This is a genomic window from Streptomyces sp. NPDC025721, from assembly GCF_055558595.1.
In genome coordinates, this window is sequence record NZ_JBVHMF010000002.1 from 366,334 (window position 1) to 388,347 (window position 22,014).

Consider the following 22,014-nt stretch of genomic DNA (forward strand, 5'->3'; position numbering starts at 1 on the left):
GATGACCGCCGTCGGCGTCGGCACTCATGGGAAGGCGAGGCCATGACCACCAGCACCGCACCGATCGAGGCCACGGAGGACGCCGCGAGCGGCGGCCGTACGTCGCCGGTCCGCCGCCTGGCCGAGACGCCCGAGGTCGGCGTGGTCGCGGCCTGCGTCGTGGTCTTCGTCGCGCTCGCGCTGGACAAGTCGACGTTCGCCAGCGCCGTCAACCTCCAGGGCATGGGCTTCGACCTGTCCCAGTACGGGCTGATCGCGATCGGCGAGTCCCTGGTCATCCTGACCGGCGGCATCGACCTGTCGGTGGGCGCGCTGCTGGGCACCAGCGTCATCCTGATGTCCTGGTTCAACGTCCGCGCGGGACTGCCCGCGCCGCTCGCGATCCTGCTCACGCTGGCCGTCACCGGCACGGTCGGCCTCGTCCACGGCCTCGCCGTCACCCGGCTGAGAATGCCGCCCTTCGTCGTCACCCTGGTCACCTACACCGTCGCGCAGGGCGTCACGCTGGCCATCACCTCCGGCACCTCCATCACCGGCATCGACGGCGCTTTCGGCGACCTGGGACAGACGTACGTGGCGCAGATCCCCCTCCCGCTGATCGTCTTCGCGGTCGTGGCCGTGGCGGCGTGGTTCTTCCTGGAACGCACCTACACCGGCCGCCAGGTGTACGCGGTCGGCGGCAATCCCGAGGCGGCCCGGCTGGCGGGCATCCGCGGCGACCGCCGCATCGTCTCGATGTACGTGACCAGTTCGCTGCTGTCCGGCTTCGCCGGGATCTTCGTGCTCGGCCGGATGGGTGTGGGCTCGGCCAGCGGCGTCGGGGTCGGGTGGGAGCTGTCGGCCATCGCCGCGGCCGTCATCGGCGGGGTGAGCCTGGTCGGCGGACAGGGCCGGATTCTCGGCATCGTGGCGGGCACGATCCTGCTCGAACTGATCAACAACGGCCTGACGACGCTTCAGATCAACTCCAACTACACGAATATCGTGCTGGGTTGTGTGCTCGGGCTGGCCATCACCGCCGACCGGCTGCGGGCGAGAAGCGTGGCCCGCCGCGGCTGACCCGGCATCCAACCGACCGCTGACCGGCCACCGCCCCGCCGCTGACCGCCCGCAGTCGGGCCACTGACCGACCGCCGCCCGCCCGTCGCCGGGCCACTGGCCGCCCGTCGCCGGGCCACTGACCGACCGCCGCCCGCCCGCCGGTCAGCCGCCGATCAGGGACTGTTCCGCCCCCGGACGCACGGCCGTCCGGGGGCCGCGCCGCGTGGCGCCGCCCTCCTTCGAATCCGGCTGAATCGTTTCGGCCCGAATGGTTGCGTTACCCATCGGAGACTGCGACACTTCCCGTCGCTATGCGACTCGTTCGCACATATATCAACAGGGAATCTGCTCTTTCCTGGCTGTTCATGAGCGACCGCTGAAGCTCGCGACCACTCCCGCACGTGACGTGGAGGTAGGAATGGCTGTTCATCGCACGTACCGATGGGTGCTGCGGCGCTGTCTGGCCCTGGGGGTCACCGCCGCGCTCATGGTCGGTCTCGGCGTCGGCGTGGGGGCCGCCGCCGAACCGCCGGCGCGGGCGCCGGGCACGGCGCACGCGGGCGCCCCGCACGCCACCCACTCGGTCACCTACGACGGCTATTCGTTCATGATCGACGGAAAGCGCACCTACCTGTGGGGCGGCGAGTTCCACTACTACCGGCTGCCGAGCCAGGATCTGTGGCTGGACGTGCTCCAGAAGATGAAAGCGGCCGGATTCAACGCCGTCTCCCTCTACTTCGACTGGGGCTATCACTCGCCCGCCCCGGGCGTCTACGACTTCACCGGCGTCCGCGACGTGGACAAGCTCCTCGACATGGCCGACGACCTCGGCATCTACGTGGTCGCCCGACCCGGCCCGTACATCAACGCCGAGGTGGACGGCGGCGGTTTCCCCGGCTGGCTCTCCACCAAGGCGGGGGACACCCGCACCGGCGACCCGGCGTATCTGAAGTACAGCGACGAGTGGCAGACGCAGATCGACCGGATCATCGCCCGGCACCAACTCACCGACGGCAAGGGCTCGGTGATTGAGTACCAGGTCGAGAACGAGTACTACAACGGCAGCGCGGCGGGCCGCGCCTACATGAAGCACCTGGAGGACAAGGCCACCGCGGACGGCATCAAGGTGCCGCTGGTCGGCAACAACAACGGCACCTTCAACTCCGGTGACGCCGAACTGGCCGTCGACGCGGCCGACTCCTACCCGCAGGGCTTCAACTGCTCCAACCCCACCCGGTGGAACGGCGTGCCCGACATCAGCTACGACCACGTCCCGGGCAAGCCGCTGGCCACCGCCGAGTTCCAGGGCGGTGCCTTCGACCCGTGGGGCGGCCCCGGCTACGACAAGTGCGCGCAGCTCATCAACGACCAGTTCGCGGACGTGTTCTACAAGCAGAACATCGCCGTCGGTGCCACCTCGCAGAGCTTCTACATGCTCTACGGCGGCACCAACTGGGGCTGGCTGGGCGAGCCGCAGAACTACACGTCGTACGACTACGGCGCCGCGATCCGCGAGAACCGGCAGCTCGACCCGAAGTACGACCAGGACAAGCTGATCGGCTACTTCACACAGGCGCTCGCGCCGCTCACCAAGACCGACGCGCTGCCCGCCACCCCGACCGACAACGCGAAGATCGTCGACACCGCGCGCCGCAACCCCGACACCGGCACGCAGTTCCACGTGCTGCGGCACTCCGACTCCACCGCGACGACCACCGACAGCGGGCACGTGACGATCGACCTCGGCGCGCACCCCGGCTACACGTACGACGACGTCGACCCGGCGCTCGCGTACACCGGCGCCTGGTCGCACGTCGGCGCGGAACAGAACTACACCGGCGGCGACTACCAGCACACCGAGTCGTTCTCCGACACCGCGGGCGACAGCGTCTCGGTCGGCTTCACCGGCACCGGCGTGAAGTGGGTCACCAACCTCGACGGCAACCACGGCATCGCGGACGTCTACCTCGACGGCGCCAAGGTCAAGACCGTCGACCTGTACGGCGCGACCAAGCAGAACCAGTACGTGGCCTACCGGGCGACCGGGCTCGCCGCCGGGGCGCACACCCTGAAGATCGTGGCCACCGGCACCAAGAACACCGCCGCGTCAGGGCAGTTCGTCACCATCGACGCGATCGACGTCGACAACGGCCAGGGCTCCACCGCCCCCGTCTACACCGTCCCGCAGCAGCCCGGCACGGCGCTGACCCTCAACGGCCGCCAGAGCAAGATCATCGTCGCGGACTACAGCCTCGGCGGTAACCAACTCCAGTACAGCACCTCGGAGATCATGACGAACGCCACCATCGGCGGCCGTGATGTCGCGGTGCTCTACGGCGACCACGGCTCCGACGGTGAGACCGTCCTGCACTACGCGACCCGCCCGACGGTCACCGCCACCGGCGGCGCCGTCACCTCCGCCTGGGACCCGGCCACCGGCGACCTGCGGCTCAACTACGCCCACACCGGCCTGACCCGCGTGCGGATCAGCGGCGGCGCGCACCCGCTGCTCCTGCTGCTCGCCGACACCGACACCGCCAAGACCTTCTGGCGGCAGGACACCGCCGCAGGGCCCGTGTTGGTGCGCGGCACCCACCTGCTGCGCGGCGCGGTCTCGAACGGCTCGGCGCTCGCCCTGACCGGCGACGTCGCCACCGACGGCGCGATCGAGGTCTTCAGCACCGCCGACTCCGTGACGTGGAACGGCAAGAGCGTCCGTACCGCCACCACGGCCACCGGCAGCAGGACCGGCACCGTACCGACAGCGGCGGCCGTCAGCCTGCCCGCCCTGACCGGCTGGAAGCACATCCAGGAGTCGCCCGAGTCGGCCGCCGGCTTCGACGACTCGACCTGGCAGGTGGCCGACAAGACCACCTCGAACAGCCGCACCACGCCCGCCACCTTGCCGGTGCTGTTCGCCGACGACTACGGCTTCCACACCGGAAGCACCTGGTACCGCGGCCGGTTCACCGCCACGGGCAAGGAGACCGGCATCACGCTGTCCGCGCAGAGCGGCGGCGGCGCCGCGGCCTCCTCGGTCTGGCTCAACGGCACCTTCCTCGGCAGCGCGACCGCGGACGGCCAGAAGACGTACGCGTTCCCTGCCGGAGTGCTCAGGACGACCGGCGACAACGTCGTCTCGGTGCTCACCGTCAACATGGGCCACGAGGAGGACTACAACCCGCCCAACGGCAACAAGGCCGCCCGCGGCCTGACCGGCGCCTCACTGGCCGGCGCGCCGCTGGACACGATCACCTGGCGGCTCCAGGGCGTACGCGGCGGCGAGACCCCCGTCGACACCGTGCGCGGCCCGCTCAACTCCGGCGGCCTGTACGGCGAGCGTGCCGGATACCCGCTGCCCGGCCACCCCACCGACGGCTGGACGCCGGTCACCCTGCCGACCACCGACACCACGCCCGGCGTCTCCTGGTACACCACCGACGTCAACCTCGACCTCCCCAAGGGCCAGGACACCTCGCTCGGCCTCACCTTCACCGACGACCCGTCCCGCAAGTACCGCGTCGAGATCTACGTCAACGGCTGGAACATGGGCAACTACGTCAACTACGTGGGCCCGCAGCACAGTTTCCCGCTGCCCAACGGCGTCATCGACCCGCACGGCAGGAACACCGTCAGCCTCGCCGTGTGGAATCTCGACGGCACGACCGGCGGACTCGGCAAGGTCGCGCTGACCGACTACGGCAGCTACGCCTCCTCGCTGACCGTCGCCCGGAACCAGAGCCCCCGCTACGACAAGGCCCGTTACGCGATGCCGGGCGCCCCGGCCTCCGCGGTCTCCCTCCAGGTCCCCGGATCGGTGGGCGGCGGCGCGACGTTCACCGCGACCGCGACGGTCACTGTCCCCAAGGGCGGCCCGACCGCCACCAAGGTCACGGCGGCACTCGACGTACCGCCGGGGTGGACCGTGAGCCCGCGGTCAGCGCCCGCCGTCGTCGACCGGATACGCGGCGGCTCCTCGGCCGCCTTCACCTGGAAGGTCACCGCGCCGCAGAGCCCCGCCAAGGTCAACTCCCTGACGGTGAAGGCCCGTCTGACGCAGGGCCGGTCCACCACGGCCCCGCGTGACGTACGGATCGTCGGGGCGGTGCCCGCGCCGCCGCCGGCCGGGGACAACCAGGTCAGCGACCTGGAGTTCCTGTCCGCGACCAACGGCTGGGGACCGGTGGAACGCGACCAGAGCGTCGGCAACACCGCGTCCGGCGACGGCACCCCGCTGAAGCTGGGCGGCGTCACCTACGCCAAGGGCCTGGGCACCAACTCGCCCAGCGACGTGCAGATCTACCTCGACGGGCGCTGCACCAGGTTCACCGCCCTGGTCGGCGTCGACAACGGCGATCCGGGCACGGTCACCTTCTCCGTGACCCTCGACGGCAAGGCGCTCACCACCACGCCCGTGCTGAACGGCGGTTCGGCGCCGGTCGCGATCGACGTGCCGGTCACCGGCGGCCAGGTCATCGACCTGGGCGTCGGCGACGGAGGCGACGGCAACGGCAACGACCACGGGGACTGGGTCAATCCGACCCTGACCTGCACGGGCTGACCGCGGCCGACAGCGGCGACGACGAGCCCGCGCCACCGCGACCGCGGTGCGCGGGCTCGTCGTCGCGCTGCCTCTTCTCCGTGGAGCGGCTACTCCTCCAGCGGGCCGAGGTCCGGGGTGTCGCGCAGGGCGTCCTCCTGCGCGCAGTTGAGGCGAGGATTCACGGCCCCGACGGGGCGGGGTTCCCGTCCTCCGAGGCCGGGTGGCGGGGGGTGAGGTGGTTGGGGAGCCAGTCGAGGCGGGTGGCCTCTTGGTGAGGACCACCGCCCTCGTGACCGTTGAAGTCGTAGATCTCGATCTGCTTGTCGGCGTGCGCGTAGGCGTTGAAGGCGGCGAAGACGGTGGACGGCGGGCACGTCTGGTCTTCGAGCGCGGTGGAGAAGAGGGCGGGGGCGTTGGCGCGGGCCGCGAAGTGGACGCCGTCGAAGTAGGACAGCGTCCGGGTGACCCGGTCGACGCTCGCGCGATGGGTGTTGAGGTAGCGGCCCACCTCGCGGTACGGGTCGCGGTCGGTGAGCCGGATCGCGCGCGGGAAGTCGCACAGGAAGGGGACGTCGGGGGCGACGGCCGCCAGGTCCGGTACGAGGCCCGCGACGGCCAGCGTGATCCCGCCGCCCTGGCTGGTGCCGAGCGCGACCGTACGCGCGGCGTCGGTCAACGGGTGCGCGCGGCCCGCCTCGACGGCGCGCACCGCGTCGGTGAACACCCGGCGGTAGTAGAAGGATCGCGGGTCCTCGATGCCACGGGTCATGAAACCGGGGACGGCGGGCCCGCTGCCCGCCTCGTCGGGGGTGTCACCGACGGACCAACCGCTGCCCTGGCCACGGGTGTCCATCACCAGGTGCGCGAAACCGGCCGAGGCCCACAGCAGATGGGTGTGCGGCAGGCCGCGCCCACCGCCGTAGCCGACGAACTCGACCAGCAGCGGAAGGGGTTCGGCCGCGTGGGCGGGCGCCACGAACCAGCCCTTGACCGGCTGGCCGCCGAAGCCCGCGAAGGTGACGTCGTACACGTCGACCGTCGAGAGCCCGGTCCGTACCGGCTCGAACCGCGCCTCGAGCGGGTGCGCGCGGGCCTCCTCCAGGGTCTGCGACCAGAAGGCGTCGAAGTCGGCGGGCTCCGCGGACCGGCTGCGGTACGCGCGGAGTTCGTCGAGGGGCAGGTCGAACAGGGCCATCGGGTCCGCCTTCGTCAGTCAGGGCTTCGCTGTGAACGTCGTTCGGGGCGTGGCTACTTGTAGACCTTGCCGGGCTGCGGTGTGCCCGGCGCGAGGAGTTGGGAGACGGTGACGAAGGTGTAGCCGCGGGCCTGGAGCGTGGAGACGATCGGCGCGATCGAAGCGACCGTGCCGTTGTAGCCCTTGTTCGTCGGGTCGACCAGATCGTGCAGCAGGATGATGCCGTCCGGCTTGGTCTGCTGGAGGATGCGCTTGGCGATCAGCGCGGAGTCGGTGGTCCGGTAGTCCTGGCCGTTGGCGCTCCACACCACCTCCGCCATGCCCAGGTCCCGCGCGATGGCCGTCACCTTGCTGCTCGTACGGCCCTGCGGCGGGCGCAGCAGCATCGGCCGGACGCCGGTCACCTTCTGCACCGCGTCCCGCCCCTCGGTGATCTCCTTGCGGATCTCGGACGAGCTGATCTTGGTGAGGATCTGGTGGGACCAGGTCAGCGTCTCCACCTCGTCGCCCTGCGCCACCATGTCCCGCACCATCTGCGGGTGCTTCATCACGTGGTTCTTGCCGAGCGTGAAGAAGGTCGCGTGCACGTGGTACTTCCGCAGAATGCTCAGGATCTGCGGCGCCCGCACGCTCGGCCCCGCGTCGAAGGTCAGCGCCACGCACTTCGCCTTCCGGCAGTCCACGGGCCCGTCCGCACCCTGCGCGAAGGCGGCCGTCGTGCCGTCCGCCGCCACATGCTTGCGCGCGGCCGACGGCGACGTGCTCTGGTACCCGTTGCACCCGGCCAGCCCGAGCCCCAGCGCCGCCGTGACCACGACCGCGGCCCCGAGCCGCACCCGCCGCCCGGCCTCGGCCCCGATTCCGGCCCTGCGTGCCCCGGTCGTGCTGCGCATGCGCGAGTTCCCCCTCGTCGTGACGGACGCCCGCTCGCGCGGACCGTCCAGCACTCTATCCACGCCGTATCCGCCCACCTCACGGCCCCCCGGCCCGGACAGCGCGGGCGGCAGGGGCGGCGGAGCAGGCCGGTGCAGGCCGCGGTGGCCGGGAATAATCGGGCGCGGCCGTCCCGGGGATCGGGTTAGCGTCCGGCGCGTGAGCAATGACGACGGACACGACGACGGACACGACGACGGACATGACGACGGGTACTTCGGCGAAGACGTGGCCGGGCGGTACGACGCGGACACGAGTGAGGAGTTCGATCCGGGCGTGGTGCGGCGGACGGTGGACTTCCTCGCGGACCAGGCCGGCGGCGGGCGGGCGCTGGAACTGGCCATCGGGACCGGCCGGATCGCGGTGCCGCTCGCCGAGCGCGGTGTGCCGGTGGCGGGCATCGACATGTCGCGCGCGATGGTGGCCCGGCTGCGGGCCAAGCCCGGCGGACGGGACATCCCCGTCACGATCGGGGACATCGCGACGACGACGGCGGAAGGGTACGCGGCGGGGACCGCGGACGGGAACGCGAGCACGGACGGGATCGCGGGCGGGAACGCGAGCACGGACGGGACCGCAGACGGGAACGGGAACGGTGACGGCGGCGGATACGCGCTGGCCTACCTGGTGTTCAACACCGTCATGAACCTCGCCACGCAGGAGTCACAGGTCGCCTGCTTCCGCAACGCGGCGGCGCACCTGCGCCCCGGCGGCCGGTTCGTCGTGGAGGTCATGGTCCCCGAGCTGCGGAAGATCCCGCACGGACAGAACGTCGTGCCCTTCCACACCGGCCCCGACGGCTGCTCGTACACCGTCTACGACACGGTCACGCAGGACGCGACCTGCCACTACGTGACGGTCACCGAGGACGGCAGGGGACAGGTCACCTCGACGCCGTTCCGCTACGTCTGGCCCGCCGAGCTGGACCTGATGGCCCAACTGGCGGGCATGCGGCTGCGGGAGCGGTGGGCGGGCTGGTCGCGCGAGCCGTTCACGCAGGACAGCACCCGGCACGTCTCGGTATGGGAGAAGGAAGCGGTCTGACCCGCCGGGACGGTGGCCTTACGCCGGGATCGGGACGGCCGTGCCCGTGACCTGGATGTACGGGGTCGCGGGCGGCGGGACGGTGACCGTGAGGGTGGCCGGGCGGCCGAGGTCGTGGCCCTGGTGGAGGGTGAGGGTGGCCGGCGGGGCGACCAGGCCGAGGTCGCGCAGGTACGCGCCCAGGGCCAGCGCGGCGGCGCCGGTCGCCGGGTCCTCGACCACACCGCCGACCGGGAACGGGTCGCGGACGTGGAAGACCGACGGGCTCTCGCGCCACAGGAGTTGGACGGTGGTCAGGTCCACGGCGGTCATCAGCGCGGCGAGCCGGTCGAAGTCGTAGGCGAGGTCGGCCAGCCGCTCGCGGGTGGCCGCGGCCAGCACCAGATGCCGGGCGCCCGCGTACGCGACCCGGGGCGGGAAGGCCGGGTCGAGGTCGGCGGCGGGCCAGTCGAGGGCGGCCAGCGCCTCGGCGAGGGCGTCGGACGCGATGTCCTCGACGTACGGCTCGACGCTGGTCATCGTCGCCAGCGGCGTACCGTCCGGGCCGGTCGAGACGGTGACCGGGACGTCGCCCGCCCGGGTGCGGAACAGCAGGTCGCCCGCGCCGAGTCGGTCCGCCACCGCCACGGCGGTGGCGAGGGTGGCGTGGCCGCAGAAGGAGACCTCCGCCTTCGGGCTGAAGTACCGCACGGTCAGCGTGCGGCCGTCCGTCGCCGTGACGAAGGCGGTCTCGGAGTAGCCGACGTCGGCGGCGACGGCCAGCATGCCGGGGGCGTCGAGCGCCGAGGCGTCGAGGACGACCCCGGCGGGGTTGCCGCCTTCGGGGTCGTCGGAGAAGGCCGTGTAGCGCAGGATGTCGGGCCCCGTGGGTGTCGTCATGACCGCTCCAACCCGGCGCCGTCCCGCGCGTATTCCCGTGGCTGTCGCCGCCGGGCGCGGCGCGCCCTCAGCCGCGTCCGATGAACGGCATCGTCGTCGCCGTCACCGTCGCGAACTGCACGTTGGCCTCCAGCGGCAGCTCGGCCATGTGCCGCACCGTACGGGCCACGTCGGCGACATCCATCACGGGCTCGACGGCCGTGGTGCCGTTCGCCTGGAGAATCCCGGTCCGCATCCGGGCCGTCATCTCGGTCGCCGCGTTGCCGATGTCGATCTGGCCGCAGGCGATGCGGTACGGGCGGCCGTCCAGCGACAGCGACTTCGTCAGGCCGGTCATGGCGTGCTTGGTCGCGGTGTACGCGATGCTGTGCGGGCGCGGGACGTGGGCCGAGACGGAGCCGTTGTTGATGATCCGGCCGCCGGACGGGTCCTGGTCCTTCATCCGCCGGAACGCCGCCTGCGCGCACAGGAACGCGCCGTGCAGATTCACGTCCACGACGGCGCGCCACTCGTCGTACGACAGGTCCTCGACCGGGACCGGCGGGCCGAACATTCCGGCGTTGTTGAACAGCAGGTCCAGGCGGCCGGGGGCGGTGTCCCACGCGAACAGCCGCTCCACGTCCTCCGGACGGGTGACGTCGGTCGGTACGGTCAGTGTCCGTCCGGGGCCGGCCGCCGCCAGCTCCGCCGTCTCGGCCAGCGCCTTTTCGCGGCGGCCCGCCAGCAGTACCGTCCAGCCCGCCGCCGCCAGTTCCACCGCGACGGACCGGCCGATGCCCGAACCCGCACCCGTGACGACCGCGACTCGCTCGTTCTCGCTCATGGCACCGCAGGTTATGCGCTGGGCGGTGCGAGGATGAATTCGCCCGCCCGCCCACCCGCCCGCCCCTTTTCCGTGGAGGCCCCCGGATGCCCTACGCCGAACCGCTCTCGTCCGACCAGGTGGCCGCGCGGCTCGCCGGGCTTCCCGGCTGGGAGGTGCTGCCCGGTGGTGACGGGGCCGCCTCGCTCCGGCGGGTCTACCGGTTGGCGCACCTTCCCGCCGCGATCTTCGCGCTGCACATCGCGGGGATCCAAGCCGAGCTCGACCATCACTCGGAACTCACCCTCGGCTACGACACCTTGACGGTGGCCCTCACCACCCACGCCGCCGGTGGGCGCCTCACCGCCAAGGACTTCGACCTCGCCGCCCGCATCGAGGCCATCGCCCCGGCCCACTCCGCCGCCTGAGCCGCGGCGCTCCCGCGGGTCACCACCCGCCCCGGCGGGGCAGTCCGGTGGTCTCCGGACCACCCGCCGGTGGCGGGTTGCTCGCGCGGTTCCTCCCCCGGCCTTCGGCCGGGAGGCGCCCCCGGCGCCCGTGACGGGGCACGTCCCGGACAGGCCCTAGTCGATGCCGGGGTAGGTGACGCCGGTGTGTTCGCGGATGGTGTCGAGGGTTCGCATGATGGAGAGGGAGCCGGCGAGGGGGACGAGGGGGGACTCGAGTTCGTCGGCGCGGAGGCAGCGCATGACTTCGGCGGCCTCGTAGGCCATGGTGCCGCGGGTGAGGCCGTCGGCGACGACGTCGGAGAAGAGGACGGTGCGGGGCTCCTCGCCCTGGCGGTGGACGACGAAGCGCTCGGGGTTGAAGAAGCCCTCGGGAAGCTCGATGCGGCCGGCGCTGCCGGTGACGACGGCGCGGGCGCCGGTGTCGGCGGTGATGGAGCAGGTCAAAGTGGCGACGGCGCCGTCGTTCCAGCCCAGGACGATGCCGGTGTTGTCGTCCACGCGCTCGGGCGTGAGGTGGGACCACGCCCGGACCTCGTCGGGCTCGCCGAGCAGGAGCTGGGCGAAGGAGACCGGGTAGACGCCGAGGTCGAGCAGGGCGCCGCCGCCCTGGTCGGGGTCGCGCAGCCGGTGGGTGGCGGGGAAGTCCCCGGAGAAACCGAAGGCGGCCGAGACGTCCCGCACCTCACCGATCAGGCCCTCGGCGATGAGCGCGAGCATGTGCCGGATCAGCGGGTTGCAGTACATCCACATGGCCTCCATGAGGAACAGGCCGCGGTCGCGGGCGAGGTCCACCAGCTCGTGCGCCTCACGGGCGTTGATGGTGAACGCCTTCTCGCACAGCACGGCCCGCCCGGCCTCCAGACAGATCCCGGTCGCCTCGCGGTGCGCGGAGTGCGGCGTGGCGACGTACACCACGTCGACCCCGTCGTCCGCGGCCAGCTCCGCCCAGGAGCCGTACGCGCGCGCGATCCCGTACCGCTCGGCGAACGCCTTCGCGCCCTCGAGGGTGCGCGAGCCCACGGCGACGACCTCCGCGTCCGGCAGCGTCAGCAACGCCTCGGTGAAGGTCGCGGCGATCCCGCCGGTCGCCAGGATGCCCCAGCGGATGGTCCGTACGCCGTCGTCGCTCATCGGTCGGTCTCCCACTCGTCGGTCAGGGTCAAAACGTGGTCTCGGTCGTGCGCGATCACTGGAAGGATAGAGAACGGTTCAACTACCACCTACGGAGAGTGCCGTGCAGGACGCCGGGCCGCCCATACCCGCGCACACCGCTGACATCACCGATGTCACCACCACCCACACCACCACCCCTACCCCGACCATCGGCACGCAGCGCCGTACCGGCCTGCTCGTCACGCTCGTTCTCGGCGGCCTCACCGCGGTGCCGCCGTTGTCGATGGACATGTATCTGCCCGCGCTGCCCCAGGTCACCGACGCCCTGCACAGCACCGCGGCGACGGCGCAGCTCACCCTCACCGCCTGCCTCGCGGGCATGGCGCTCGGCCAGCTCGTGGTCGGGCCGCTCAGCGACCGCTGGGGACGCCGCCGTCCCCTGCTGACCGGCATGGTCATCTACATCCTCGCCACCGCCGTCTGCGCCTTCGCGCCCTCGGCGGGCCTGCTGATCACCTTCCGGCTGATCCAGGGCCTGGCGGGCGCGGCGGGCATCGTCATCGCCCGCGCGGTCGTCCGCGACCTCTACGACGGCGTGGAGATGGCCCGCTTCTTCTCCACTCTGATGCTGATCTCCGGCGTCGCCCCGATCGTCGCCCCGGTGATCGGCGGCCAGATCCTGCGGATCACCGACTGGCGCGGCGTCTTCGCCGTCCTCACCGTGATCGGCGTCCTGCTCACCCTGGTGGTGTGGCGCTGGCTGCACGAGACGCTGCCGCCCGAGCGCCGGCACTCCGGCGGGCTGCTGGGCACCTTCGGCGCGGTCAAGCGGCTGCTCGGCGACCGGATCTTCACCGGGTACGTGCTCTCGGGCAGCTTCGCCTTCGCGGCGCTGTTCACCTACGTGTCCGCGTCCGCCTTCGTCATCCAGGACATCTACGGCGCCTCGCCGCAGACCTTCAGCCTGCTGTTCGGGCTGAACTCCATCGGCATCGTCGGCGTGGGCCAGCTCAACGGCAAGGTGCTGGTCGGCCGGGTCGCGATGGAGAAGATCCTCACGATCGGGCTCGCGCTGATCACCGCCGCCTCGGTGGCCCTGGTGCTGCTGACCACCGGCGTCTTCGGCCGGGCGGGACTGCCCGCCGTCTCCGCCGCGCTCTTCGTGCTGATGGCGTCGATGGGCCTGACCCTGCCCACCGCGAACACGCTGGCGCTGCTGCGCGTCAAGCGGGACGTGGGCTCGGCGTCCGCGCTGGTGGGCACCTCGTCCTTCCTGATCGGCGCCCTCGCGTCGCCGCTGGCCGGAGTGGCCGGTGACGGCACCGCGGTGCCGATGGCCCTCGTGCAGTTGACCTGCGCACTCGTGGCCGTCGCCTGTTTCGTCGGGCTGTGCGTGCGCGGGCGTCGTACCGTGGAGGGACCCTAGGCGGCACGCGGGCCATCAGGCGGCTCGCGGCGCGGACCATCAGGAGGCCCGCGGGCCATCAGGAGGATGCGATGTCCGATACCGCGGACGAGAGCCCCGGAAAGAGCGTGGGCGCGCGTACCGACCGGCTCGCCGAGCCGGGCGACGACGAGCGCACATGGGCGTTCAAGAGCGCCGACAGCTCCCTGCGCACGGGCGCGGAGGGGGCGGCCGACGGCTCGGTGAGCCCGGAGGACCTGGTACTGCTCTCCGGCCGTGAGCCCACGCCGGAACGGATCGAGAAGGCCCGCAGAGCACTGGAGGAACATGGCGCCGCCGCTGTCGAGAGGTACCTGCCCTGAGGCGGGTCTCGACGCCGCAGAGCTGAGCCGTATCGTCCCCGCGCTGGCCGCGTACACGCGCCCGGCGCCCGCGCACCCCTGGTGCGCGGGCGCCGTCGTGCTGGCCGGCCGGGGCAGGACCGTCGCGTTGCACGAGGCGGTCGGCTGGGCGGTGCGCTACGGCGCGTACGACGAGAGCGCGGACGTCGGCGTCGAGCTGCCGCCCGGGCAGTGGGTGCCGATGCGCGAGGACACCGTCTTCGACCTGGCCTCGCTCACCAAGCTCTTCACGGCCACCGTCGCGGCCACCCACCTCGACCAGGACCGGGAGGTCGCCGCGTACGTGCCGGAGTTCGGCGCGGCGGGCAAGGGCGCGATCACCGTACGGCAGCTCCTCGACCACACCTCGGGCCTGCGCCCCGAACTGCCCTTCTACGACCGGCCGACGGCGCAGGGCCGGGCGCGGATGCTGTGGGACGAGGAGCCGGTGCACCCGCCGGGCACCCTGCGGGTCTACTCCGACCTGAACCTCATCGCGGTCCAGTACGCGCTGGAGGCCGCCACGGGCCGCCCGCTCGCGGTGCTGATCAGCGAGGAGGTCACCGGCCCCCTCGGCATGCTCGACACCGGCTTCAACCCGCCGTCCGCCGCGCTCTCGCGGATCGCGGCCACCGAGGACCAGCGGCGGCCGTGGGGCAGGCTCGACCGCGGCATGGTGCGCGGGAGCGTGCACGACGAGAACGCGTACGCGATGGGCGGGGTCAGCGGGCACGCCGGGCTGTTCTCGACGGCCTGGGACCTGGCGCTGTTCTGCCGGGCGCTGCTCGACCGGGGCGGGCCCTGGGGCGGCTTCGAGACCGACCAGGCGTGGTTCATGGGCGAGTTGGCCGGGCGCGGCGCGTACGGGCACACCGGTTTCACCGGTACGAGCCTCGTGGTCGACCCGGAGAGCGACAGCTTTCTCGTGCTGCTCGCCAACTCCGTCCACCCGACCAGGACCTGGCGCGACGGCAGCGCGCCACGCGCCGCCGCCGCGACCGGACTGGCCAGGGCGATCCTCAAGGCCGGAACCGCGGGGCCGGTGTAGCGGGCCTGCTCAACGCGGGTCGCCCGTGCGGCCGTTGAACATGAGACGCCCGTGCGCCCGTGCAACGCAGTTCGCGCGTGCGGCCGTCCAACGCAGTGCGCCGTGCGGCCGTTCAACGGACGACGCCCGTGCGGCCGTTCAGCGGAAGATGCCGGTGTGGCCGAGCGAGTAGCGGCCCGGCTGCGGGTAGACGGCCAGGCCGTGCGGACCCGAGCCGACCGGGATCTTCGCCAGAGTGCGCCCGTCGGCGGTGTCGATCGCGTACACCTCGCCGTCGTACCGCCCGGACAGCCACAGCACCTTGCCGTCCGCGGACACCCCGCCCATGTCGGGGCTGCCGCCGCCCTCGATGTGCCACTTGCGGACCAGCTTGCCGGTGGCGAAGTCGAGCAGCGAGATCGAGCCCTCGCCGCGGTTGGAGATGTACATCACCTTCGAGTCGCGCGAGACGTACAGGCCGTGCGCGCCCTTGCCGGTGCGCAGCAGCGTCGGCTTGGAGAAGGTGTCGCCGTTCATCACCCACACGCCGTCGGCCATCATGTCGGCGATGTACCAGGTCTTGCCGTCCGGCGAGATCTTCACGTCCTGCGGCATCGCGCCCTCGAACGGCAGCCGCTGCTGGCCGACGACCTTCATCTCCGCCGTGTCGACCTTCAGCAGCTCGCCGGAGAACTCGCAGGACACGATGAAGTACCGGCCGTCGGGCGAGAAGTCCGCGTGGTTCACGCCGTAACAGCTCACCGGCACGGTCTTCTTGACCGCCATGGTGTGCGCGTCACGGAAGACCAGCTCGCGGTCGAGCGACGCCATCACCACCGCGTACTTGCCGTCCGGCGTGAAGTACAGGTTGTACGGGTCGTGCACGTCGACCGTCGGACCCGCCTTGCCGGTGGCCGGGTCGAGCGGGGTGAGGGTGTTGCCGACGTCGTTGTTGACCCACAGCGTCTTCAGGTCCCACGACGGCACCACGTGCTGCGGCTGCTCGCCGACCGGGATCGTCTCGATGACCTTGTACGTCTTCGGGTCGATGACCGAGACCGTGTTGGAGTCGGTGTTCGGCACGTAGACCCGCGAAGGGAAGTTCCGCACCACGGGGGACAGCGCGTTCGGCCGGTCGGCGGCGTAGACGTCCTTCGGGTCGAGCGGCGGCGGCATGCCCGGCAGGCCCTGCCCGGCGGCCGGGACGCGCGGCGCGGACTGCGGTGTCGCCCCGGCGGCGGCTTTGGCGGCCTTGGCGGAGGCGGTCGCGTGCGGGTGCCCGCCGGTGGCCGTCGTACCGCAGCCCGCGGTGAGCACACCGCCCGCGAGTACGGCGACGGTGGCGGCGCCCGCCACGAGGAGCGTGCGGGCGGAGACCGCGGGCGGCCGGGAGTGGCCGGGGGCCGGGTGCGGGGAACGGAACGGGATGCGGCGCATCAGGTCAGCAGCTCCGAGGTCGTGACCGCGCGGAGGCCCCGGCGGTGCAGGTCGTCGAGGATCCCGGGCAGCGCGGCGACCGTGCCGGAGTGCCCGAAGTGCAGGGAGACCACCGAGCCCGCGCGTGCCTGGGCGGCCACCGCGGCGCGCACCCGGTCGGCCCCCGGATCGGTGTAGTCGAGCGGGTCGACGTCGTACGACAGCACGTGCGGGTAGCCCGCCTCGCGGGCGAGTCTCACCACGAGCGGGGTCGCCATCCGCGCCTGGGACGGGCGGAACCAGCGGCCCCGCGAGCCCGTGAGCTCGGTCAGCCGCCGGGCGCAGCCCTCGATCTCCGCGGTGGCCGCGGCGGCGTCCATCGCGCCGATGTCGCCGTGCGTCTGGGTGTGGTTGCCCAGTTCGTGACCGCCGTCCAGAATCCGGCGGGCGAGCCGCGGATACGTGTCGAGCCAGGCGCCGACCGCCAGCACGGTCACCCGCGCCCCGGCCTTCTCCGCCTCGGCCAGCAGCGCGGTGGCCAGCGCCGGTTCGCCCTGGCCGTGGAAGGTGAGGGCGAGCCGCTCGCGGTCGCGCGGGCCGTGCTCGATCTGGTCGGGCAGGCCGGGCGGCAGCGGCGGCGGCGCGGACGTGGCGGGCTTCCCTGCGGGCGCGTGCGGCGGGGACGAGGGCGCGCCGGTGGAGGCGGGGGACGCGGGGGACGAGGGCGAGGACGACGTGCCGGGCGCGGGGGCGGGTGCGGCGCCGGACGGACGGCCGTCGGAGCACCCGGCCAGCAGCGCCCCGGACGCGGTCACTTGCAGCAGATTTCGGCGGGAGATGGACATCGGGCATCACCTTATGACGTAACGCCACTTTCGGCCCATGTCGCCGGGCCCGCGTCGCGCGGAGTCGCACGGATGAGTCAGTCCGCTGGGCCGCCTGCCATCATGGGCCGACGAAGGCACCGCGCCGCGGTGACCGGGGGGTGGACCGCGGGTGACCGCGAAGAGGTGCGTGGGGGGCTGCGTGGCCGGGACAACGGCGGGGACGGGTGCCGGGACGGACGACGGCACGGATGCCCGTGCGGGCGACGGCGCCGACACGGGCGCCGGTAGCGGCGCCGGCATGGACGCGGGCGGCGCCCCGGGCGCCGGGACGTCCCCGGGGACATACGGCGACGCGGGCGAAGGTCCGGCCTCCGGGACGGACGGCGGCGCGGGCCCGGTGGTGGCGCGCGGCACGCGTACCGCGCCTGTCCGCGACGCCGGATTCCTGACCGCCGTCCGGCGGCTGCGCGCCGCGCAGAAGACCGCCAAGGGCGTGTCGCTCTACTCCCGTTACGTGAACCGGCCGGTCGGCCGGGTGCTCGCCGCGGGGGCGTACCGGATCGGACTGACGCCCAATCAGGTGACCCTGGTCAGCGCCGTGTTCAGCGGCGCGGCCGTCGCCGCGCTCGCGCTCGGCCGCCCCTCGTGGCCGCTGGCCCTCGCCGTGTGGGCGGGCCTGGTGGTCGGCTTCGCCTTCGACTCCGCCGACGGACAGCTCGCCCGGCTGCTCGGCGCGGGCAGCCCGGCGGGGGAGTGGCTCGACCACGTCGTCGACTGCGCGAAGATCACCGCCGTGCACGCGGCCGTGCTGATCACCTTCTACCGGCACTTCGACCTGCCGGGCGACGGCTGGCTGCTGCTGCCGCTGGGCTTCCAGCTCGCCGCCGTCCTGATCTTCTTCGGTGGCCTGCTCACCGACAAGCTCAAGCCGAAGGAGCCGAAGGAGCCGAAGAGCCAGGGGGCGGCCCCCGCGCCGTCACCCCCGCCCTCACGGCTGCGCGCGGTCGCCCTGCTGCCCGTCGACTACGGCGTCTTCTGCCTGGTCTTCCTGCTGCTCGGCAGCCAGAGCGCCTTCAGGACCGGATACCTGGCCCTCTTCGCCGTGCACGCGCTCTTCCTCGCGGCCTTCCTCACCAAGTGGTTCAGAGAGCTTCGGAGGGTCTGACCGAGGGCTGCGCCGGCTCGGTCAGCACGTCGAGCGCCTTGCGGAGCTGGGTGCTCGACGTGTGCACGGTGTACGGGAAGTAGACGATCTCCACGCCCACCGTCGCGAAGTCCCGCTCCAGACGGCGCCCCTTGTCCGTACCGCGCCAGTCGTCGCCCTTGAACAGCACGTCGAAGCGGACCTGCTGCCAGGTCTCCAGCTTGTCCGGCACCGTCTCGACGAAGGCCGCGTCCACGAAGCGCACACTGCGGACGATCTCCAGCCGCTCCACCAGCGGCACCACAGGACTGCGGCCCTTGGCGAGCTGCGCCATCTCGTCCGAGACGACGCCCGCGACCAGGTAGTCGCACTGGCTGCGGGCGTGCCGCAGGATGTTGAGATGCCCCACGTGGAAGAGGTCGTAGACCCCAGGCGCGTAACCGACCCGATGTGACATAAAACGACCCCCCGGTCGTACGGTGAGCTGTGCGACGCTCCCCAGCGTCGCGGAGTCTCAGACGATAGCCGTGCCGTGTTGCGGTCAAGCGGCGATTAGCGAAAGTACAACCGATGGTAAGCGGGCGTGTGCTCTCCTGGTGAACAGCTAGGGTGGGCACTTGTTCGTCATTGGCGGTCTCTGGGGGGTCTGGGGACGCCGGGGGAAGGGAACACTCCGTGGCTGAGTCCGGCGCGCGCCGCCGTCTGCTGCTGGTCTCCACGAATTACGCGCCTGAGCACGCCGGGATCGGTCCGTACGCGACCCAGATCGCCGAGCACTGGGCGGCGAACGGCGACGAGGTGCACGTCCTGGCCGGTATGCCGCACTACCCGGCCTGGCGGCTCGACCCGGAGTACGCCCGGGTGTGGCGCACCGAGGAGCGGCGCGCCGGGGTCAGCGTGCACCGCCGCAAGCACCTCGTGCCGCCGCGCCAGAGCGCCGTCACCCGCGCCCTGTTCGAGGCCACCGTGCTCGGCCACGGCCTGCTCGCGCCGCCCGCGATGAACCGCCCCGACGCGGTGGTCGCCCAGATGCCCAGCCTCGGCGGCGGCCTGGTCGGCGCCCGGATCGCCCGGCGGCACGGCGTCCCGTACATCCCCGTCGTGCAGGACCTGATGGGCGCGGCGGCGGCGCAGAGCGGCATACGCGGCGGCGGCAGGGCGGCCTCCGCGGCGGGCGCGGTCGAGGCGTACGCGCTCAAGCGCGCCACGCTGGTCGGCGTCATCCACGAGAGCTTCGTCGCCAAGGTCGCCGCGATGGGCGTGCCCGAGGAGCGAATACGGCTGGTGCCCAACTGGTCGCACGTCAAGCGCCCGAGCAGGCCGCGCGAGGAGATGCGCGCCAGGCTGGGCTGGCGTCCGGGCCAGACGGTGCTGCTGCACTCCGGGAACATGGGCCTCAAACAGGGCCTCGAAGTGCTCGTCGAGGCCGCGCGCCTCGACCCGGCGCTGCGCGTGGTGCTGATGGGCGACGGCAACCAGCGCGAGCACCTGCGCTCGCTGGCCGGCGGCCTGCCCAACCTGGAATTCGCGCCCCCCGCCGATGACGACGACTTCCCCGACATGCTGGCCGCCGCCGACGCGCTCGCGGTCACCCAGCGCGCCTCCGTGCTCGACATGAGCATCCCCTCCAAGCTCACCTCCTACTTCGCCGCCGGGCGGCCGGTCGTCGCCTCCGTCGCGGCCGAGGGCGGCACCGCCCAGGAAGTGGAACGCTCGGAGGCGGGAATCGTCGTCCCGCCGGAGGATCCGCGTGCACTGCTGGACGTAGTACGCGCTCTGGCCGATGATCCTGGTAGGGCCGACGCGCTGGGGGCGCGCGGGCCCGAGTACGTGGACGCGCATCTCAGCCGCGAGGCGGGTCTCGCGCGGATCGACGCACTGCTCGCGGAGGCGCTGGGGGCGCCCCGCGAGACGCCTCCTGAGGACGGGGAGGCCCGGGAGCCCGGGACGGCCGGGGGAACCGGGGAGATCGAGGGGGCAGTGGGCAAGTGAGCGACACGACGCGCGCCACCGAGGCGCAGGACGAACCGGATCTGCTCCGCGACCAGTTCCGCCAGCTCATCCGCTACCGGGCGCTGATCGTGGCCGGTGTGCTGGTCGGCCTCCTCGGCGGCGCCTGGCTCGCGCTGACCGGCGCCGACTCCTACGCGGCCACCAGCGAGGTACGGATCAGGGCCGCCACCGTCGACCCGTTCGCCACCGGCGCCTCCGCCGACAAGGGCATCGACATCGGCTCCGAGCGGCAGACCGCGGTCAGCAGCACCGTCTCCGACGCGGCGGCGAAGATCGTCAAGGCGCCGGCCGACGCCATGGAGCACTGCCTCCAGGTCACCAACCCGCCCAACACCCTCGTGCTGCGCTTCACGTGCAGCACCGGGAACGCGGCCAAGTCCGCGCTGTGGGTCAACGCCTTCACCAAGGCGTATCTGGAGAACCGGCAGGCGCAGACCAAGTCCACCATCAACACGATGGTCAACGGCTACAAGGCCCAGCTCGACCCGCTCAACAAGCAGCGCGACGACCTGCTCAAGCAGATCGACAACACCGTCAACGCCCAGGTGATCAGCGCCCTGACCACCCAGCAGACCAACCTGCTCTCGCGCATCCTCGAACTCAACGGCAACATCAGCGGCCTGCGCGCCCTGGACACCACGCCCGGCTCGATCATCAGGCCCGGTGCGGCGCCCAAGGCCCCCGCGGGTCCCGGACTGCCGATGATGCTCGGCCTCGGCGGCGGCGTCGGTATCGCGCTCGGGCTGCTGGGCGCCTGGGTCAGGCTGGTCTTCGACCCGACCGTCCGCTCCGAGGGCGAGGTCACGCGCACGCTCGGCGCCCCGGTGCTCGGCACGCTGCCGCGCGGCCGCCGCCGGCGCGGCAGCGGCCCCGCGTCGCTGCTCGCCGAGGGGCAGAGCGGCGGACGGCTCGCCGAGGAGTACCGCGCGGTCGGCTTCCGGCTCGCCCACGACAAGCGCTTCGCCGACCGGCGGCGGCTGCTGGTCGTCGCCCCGCGCGGCAGCAGCGACACCGCGGCGGGCGTCGCGGTCAACCTGTCCGCGTCCTTCGCCGAGATGGGCATGGAGGTGCTGCTGGTCGAGGCCGATCTGCGCACCCCGTCGCTGTCGGCCCGGCTGCGCACCGCCGACGGCGGCGCGCGCCCCGGCTGGGCCCGCTCGCCGGGCCTCGGCGAGGGCGGCTGGCCCGCCGGGCTGCAAGTCTCCATCGACGCGGGCGAGTCCGGCTCCTTCGACCTCGTGCCCGGCCGCCGGGTGCGCAATGTGGCCCGCGCGCTCACCTCGGCCCCGGCCACCAGGCTCTTCTCCGAGGCCGACACCCCCGGCGCCGCCGTGGTCGTACTGGCCCCCGCGGTCCTCGCCTACGCCGACGCGCTGGCGCTCGCCGACCGGGTCGACGGCGTGGTCGTGGTCTGCGACCCGCGCGAGGTGCACCGCGCCGACCTCGTCCGCGTCCGCGAGCTGGTCAACGCGGCGGGCGGCGCCGTACTCGGCGTGGTCCTGCACTCGGCCGCGGAGACCGGCGGCGGGCGCCGCTTCCGCCTCGGCCGCCGCAGGGCCGCCACCGGCCGCACGGGGAGCGGCGGTTCCGGCGGTGGCGGCGGGATACCGCAGCAGCCCCGGCACCACGACGGGGAGCCGTCCGCCCAGTCCCACAGCCCGGCCGCTCCGGAACGACACCCGGTCCCTTGACGGGCCCCGACCCGCGGCGCCCCGTCACCCACCCGGTCACGACGGCGGCCGTGGGCCCCGGGGCCGAGTTCGCGTACGGCGGCCCGCCCGA

18 protein-coding genes are annotated in these 22,014 nt (G+C 72.5%); 10 read left to right on the top strand and 8 right to left on the bottom strand.

What is annotated here, in order from left to right; translation table 11 throughout:
• Positions 1–42: 42 nt before the first annotated feature.
• A complete protein-coding gene (locus ACZ4EF_RS05630) occupies positions 43–1,059 on the top strand; it encodes an ABC transporter permease (protein WP_401853103.1) in 1,017 nt (338 codons plus the stop codon).
• Positions 1,060–1,459: 400 nt separating this feature from the next.
• Complete coding sequence (locus ACZ4EF_RS05635; protein ID WP_467502918.1) at positions 1,460–5,602, top strand: beta-galactosidase; 4,143 nt, start codon at positions 1,460–1,462, stop codon at positions 5,600–5,602.
• Positions 5,603–5,762: 160 nt separating this feature from the next.
• On the opposite strand, the gene ACZ4EF_RS05640 is transcribed toward ACZ4EF_RS05635, so the two are convergent.
• On the bottom strand, positions 5,763–6,779 hold the full coding sequence (locus ACZ4EF_RS05640) for an acetylxylan esterase (protein WP_355334600.1): 1,017 nt from the start codon (positions 6,777–6,779) through the stop codon (positions 5,763–5,765).
• 53 nt (positions 6,780–6,832) lie between these two features.
• Complete coding sequence (locus tag ACZ4EF_RS05645; RefSeq protein WP_467502920.1) at positions 6,833–7,672, bottom strand: polysaccharide deacetylase family protein; 840 nt, start codon at positions 7,670–7,672, stop codon at positions 6,833–6,835.
• Positions 7,673–7,871: 199 nt separating this feature from the next.
• On the opposite strand from ACZ4EF_RS05645, the gene ACZ4EF_RS05650 reads away from it, so the two are divergent.
• The gene (locus tag ACZ4EF_RS05650) at positions 7,872–8,756 is read left to right on the top strand and encodes a class I SAM-dependent methyltransferase (protein WP_355334596.1); all 885 of its coding nucleotides are present in this window, start codon (positions 7,872–7,874) and stop codon (positions 8,754–8,756) included.
• 18 nt (positions 8,757–8,774) lie between these two features.
• Here ACZ4EF_RS05650 and ACZ4EF_RS05655 read toward each other — a convergent pair whose 3' ends face one another.
• Positions 8,775–9,635 (bottom strand): PhzF family phenazine biosynthesis protein, encoded by an 861-nt coding sequence (locus ACZ4EF_RS05655; RefSeq protein WP_391160075.1) that lies wholly within the window; start codon positions 9,633–9,635, stop codon positions 8,775–8,777.
• A 67-nt stretch (positions 9,636–9,702) separates the two neighbouring features.
• A complete protein-coding gene (locus ACZ4EF_RS05660) occupies positions 9,703–10,458 on the bottom strand; it encodes an SDR family oxidoreductase (RefSeq protein WP_467502923.1) in 756 nt (251 codons plus the stop codon).
• Positions 10,459–10,544: 86 nt separating this feature from the next.
• Between ACZ4EF_RS05660 and ACZ4EF_RS05665 the strand changes: the two genes are divergently transcribed.
• Positions 10,545–10,865: a 4a-hydroxytetrahydrobiopterin dehydratase gene (locus ACZ4EF_RS05665; protein WP_355334587.1), complete on the top strand. Its 321-nt coding sequence runs from the start codon at positions 10,545–10,547 to the stop codon at positions 10,863–10,865.
• A 156-nt stretch (positions 10,866–11,021) separates the two neighbouring features.
• Here the strand turns inward: ACZ4EF_RS05665 and ACZ4EF_RS05670 are convergent, their stop codons facing one another.
• Complete coding sequence (locus ACZ4EF_RS05670; RefSeq protein ID WP_355334584.1) at positions 11,022–12,038, bottom strand: Gfo/Idh/MocA family protein; 1,017 nt, start codon at positions 12,036–12,038, stop codon at positions 11,022–11,024.
• A 103-nt stretch (positions 12,039–12,141) separates the two neighbouring features.
• Between ACZ4EF_RS05670 and ACZ4EF_RS05675 the strand changes: the two genes are divergently transcribed.
• The 3 genes from ACZ4EF_RS05675 (at position 12,142) to ACZ4EF_RS05685 (ending at position 14,853) form a co-directional block, all read left to right on the top strand.
• Entirely contained in the window at positions 12,142–13,446 is a 1,305-nt protein-coding gene (locus ACZ4EF_RS05675) for a multidrug effflux MFS transporter (protein ID WP_401714899.1), read from the top strand.
• A gap of 71 nt (positions 13,447–13,517) precedes the next feature.
• Entirely contained in the window at positions 13,518–13,787 is a 270-nt protein-coding gene (locus ACZ4EF_RS05680; protein WP_355334759.1) for a hypothetical protein, read from the top strand.
• Positions 13,753–14,853 (top strand): serine hydrolase domain-containing protein, encoded by a 1,101-nt coding sequence (locus tag ACZ4EF_RS05685; RefSeq protein ID WP_391160066.1) that lies wholly within the window; start codon positions 13,753–13,755, stop codon positions 14,851–14,853. Before ACZ4EF_RS05680 ends, ACZ4EF_RS05685 begins: the two co-directional genes overlap by 35 nt.
• 138 nt (positions 14,854–14,991) lie before the next feature.
• On the opposite strand, the gene ACZ4EF_RS05690 is transcribed toward ACZ4EF_RS05685, so the two are convergent.
• Positions 14,992–16,269: a YncE family protein gene (locus tag ACZ4EF_RS05690; RefSeq protein ID WP_355334581.1), complete on the bottom strand. Its 1,278-nt coding sequence runs from the start codon at positions 16,267–16,269 to the stop codon at positions 14,992–14,994.
• The gene (locus tag ACZ4EF_RS05695; RefSeq protein WP_467502927.1) at positions 16,269–17,093 is read right to left on the bottom strand and encodes a polysaccharide deacetylase family protein; all 825 of its coding nucleotides are present in this window, start codon (positions 17,091–17,093) and stop codon (positions 16,269–16,271) included. The genes ACZ4EF_RS05690 and ACZ4EF_RS05695 overlap by 1 nt, the downstream gene beginning before the upstream one ends.
• A gap of 445 nt (positions 17,094–17,538) precedes the next feature.
• Between ACZ4EF_RS05695 and ACZ4EF_RS05700 the strand changes: the two genes are divergently transcribed.
• Positions 17,539–18,240: a CDP-alcohol phosphatidyltransferase family protein gene (locus tag ACZ4EF_RS05700; protein WP_467503072.1), complete on the top strand. Its 702-nt coding sequence runs from the start codon at positions 17,539–17,541 to the stop codon at positions 18,238–18,240.
• Here the strand turns inward: ACZ4EF_RS05700 and ACZ4EF_RS05705 are convergent.
• On the bottom strand, positions 18,218–18,676 hold the full coding sequence (locus ACZ4EF_RS05705; protein WP_355334575.1) for an FAD synthase family protein: 459 nt from the start codon (positions 18,674–18,676) through the stop codon (positions 18,218–18,220). The two genes, ACZ4EF_RS05700 and ACZ4EF_RS05705, sit on opposite strands and share 23 nt — an antisense overlap.
• Positions 18,677–18,894: 218 nt before the next feature.
• Between ACZ4EF_RS05705 and ACZ4EF_RS05710 the strand changes: the two genes are divergently transcribed.
• Positions 18,895–20,211 (top strand): glycosyltransferase, encoded by a 1,317-nt coding sequence (locus ACZ4EF_RS05710; protein WP_467502929.1) that lies wholly within the window; start codon positions 18,895–18,897, stop codon positions 20,209–20,211.
• Complete coding sequence (locus ACZ4EF_RS05715) at positions 20,208–21,923, top strand: P-loop NTPase family protein (protein WP_467502931.1); 1,716 nt, start codon at positions 20,208–20,210, stop codon at positions 21,921–21,923. The genes ACZ4EF_RS05710 and ACZ4EF_RS05715 overlap by 4 nt, the downstream gene beginning before the upstream one ends.
• Positions 21,924–22,014: the final 91 nt, after the last annotated feature.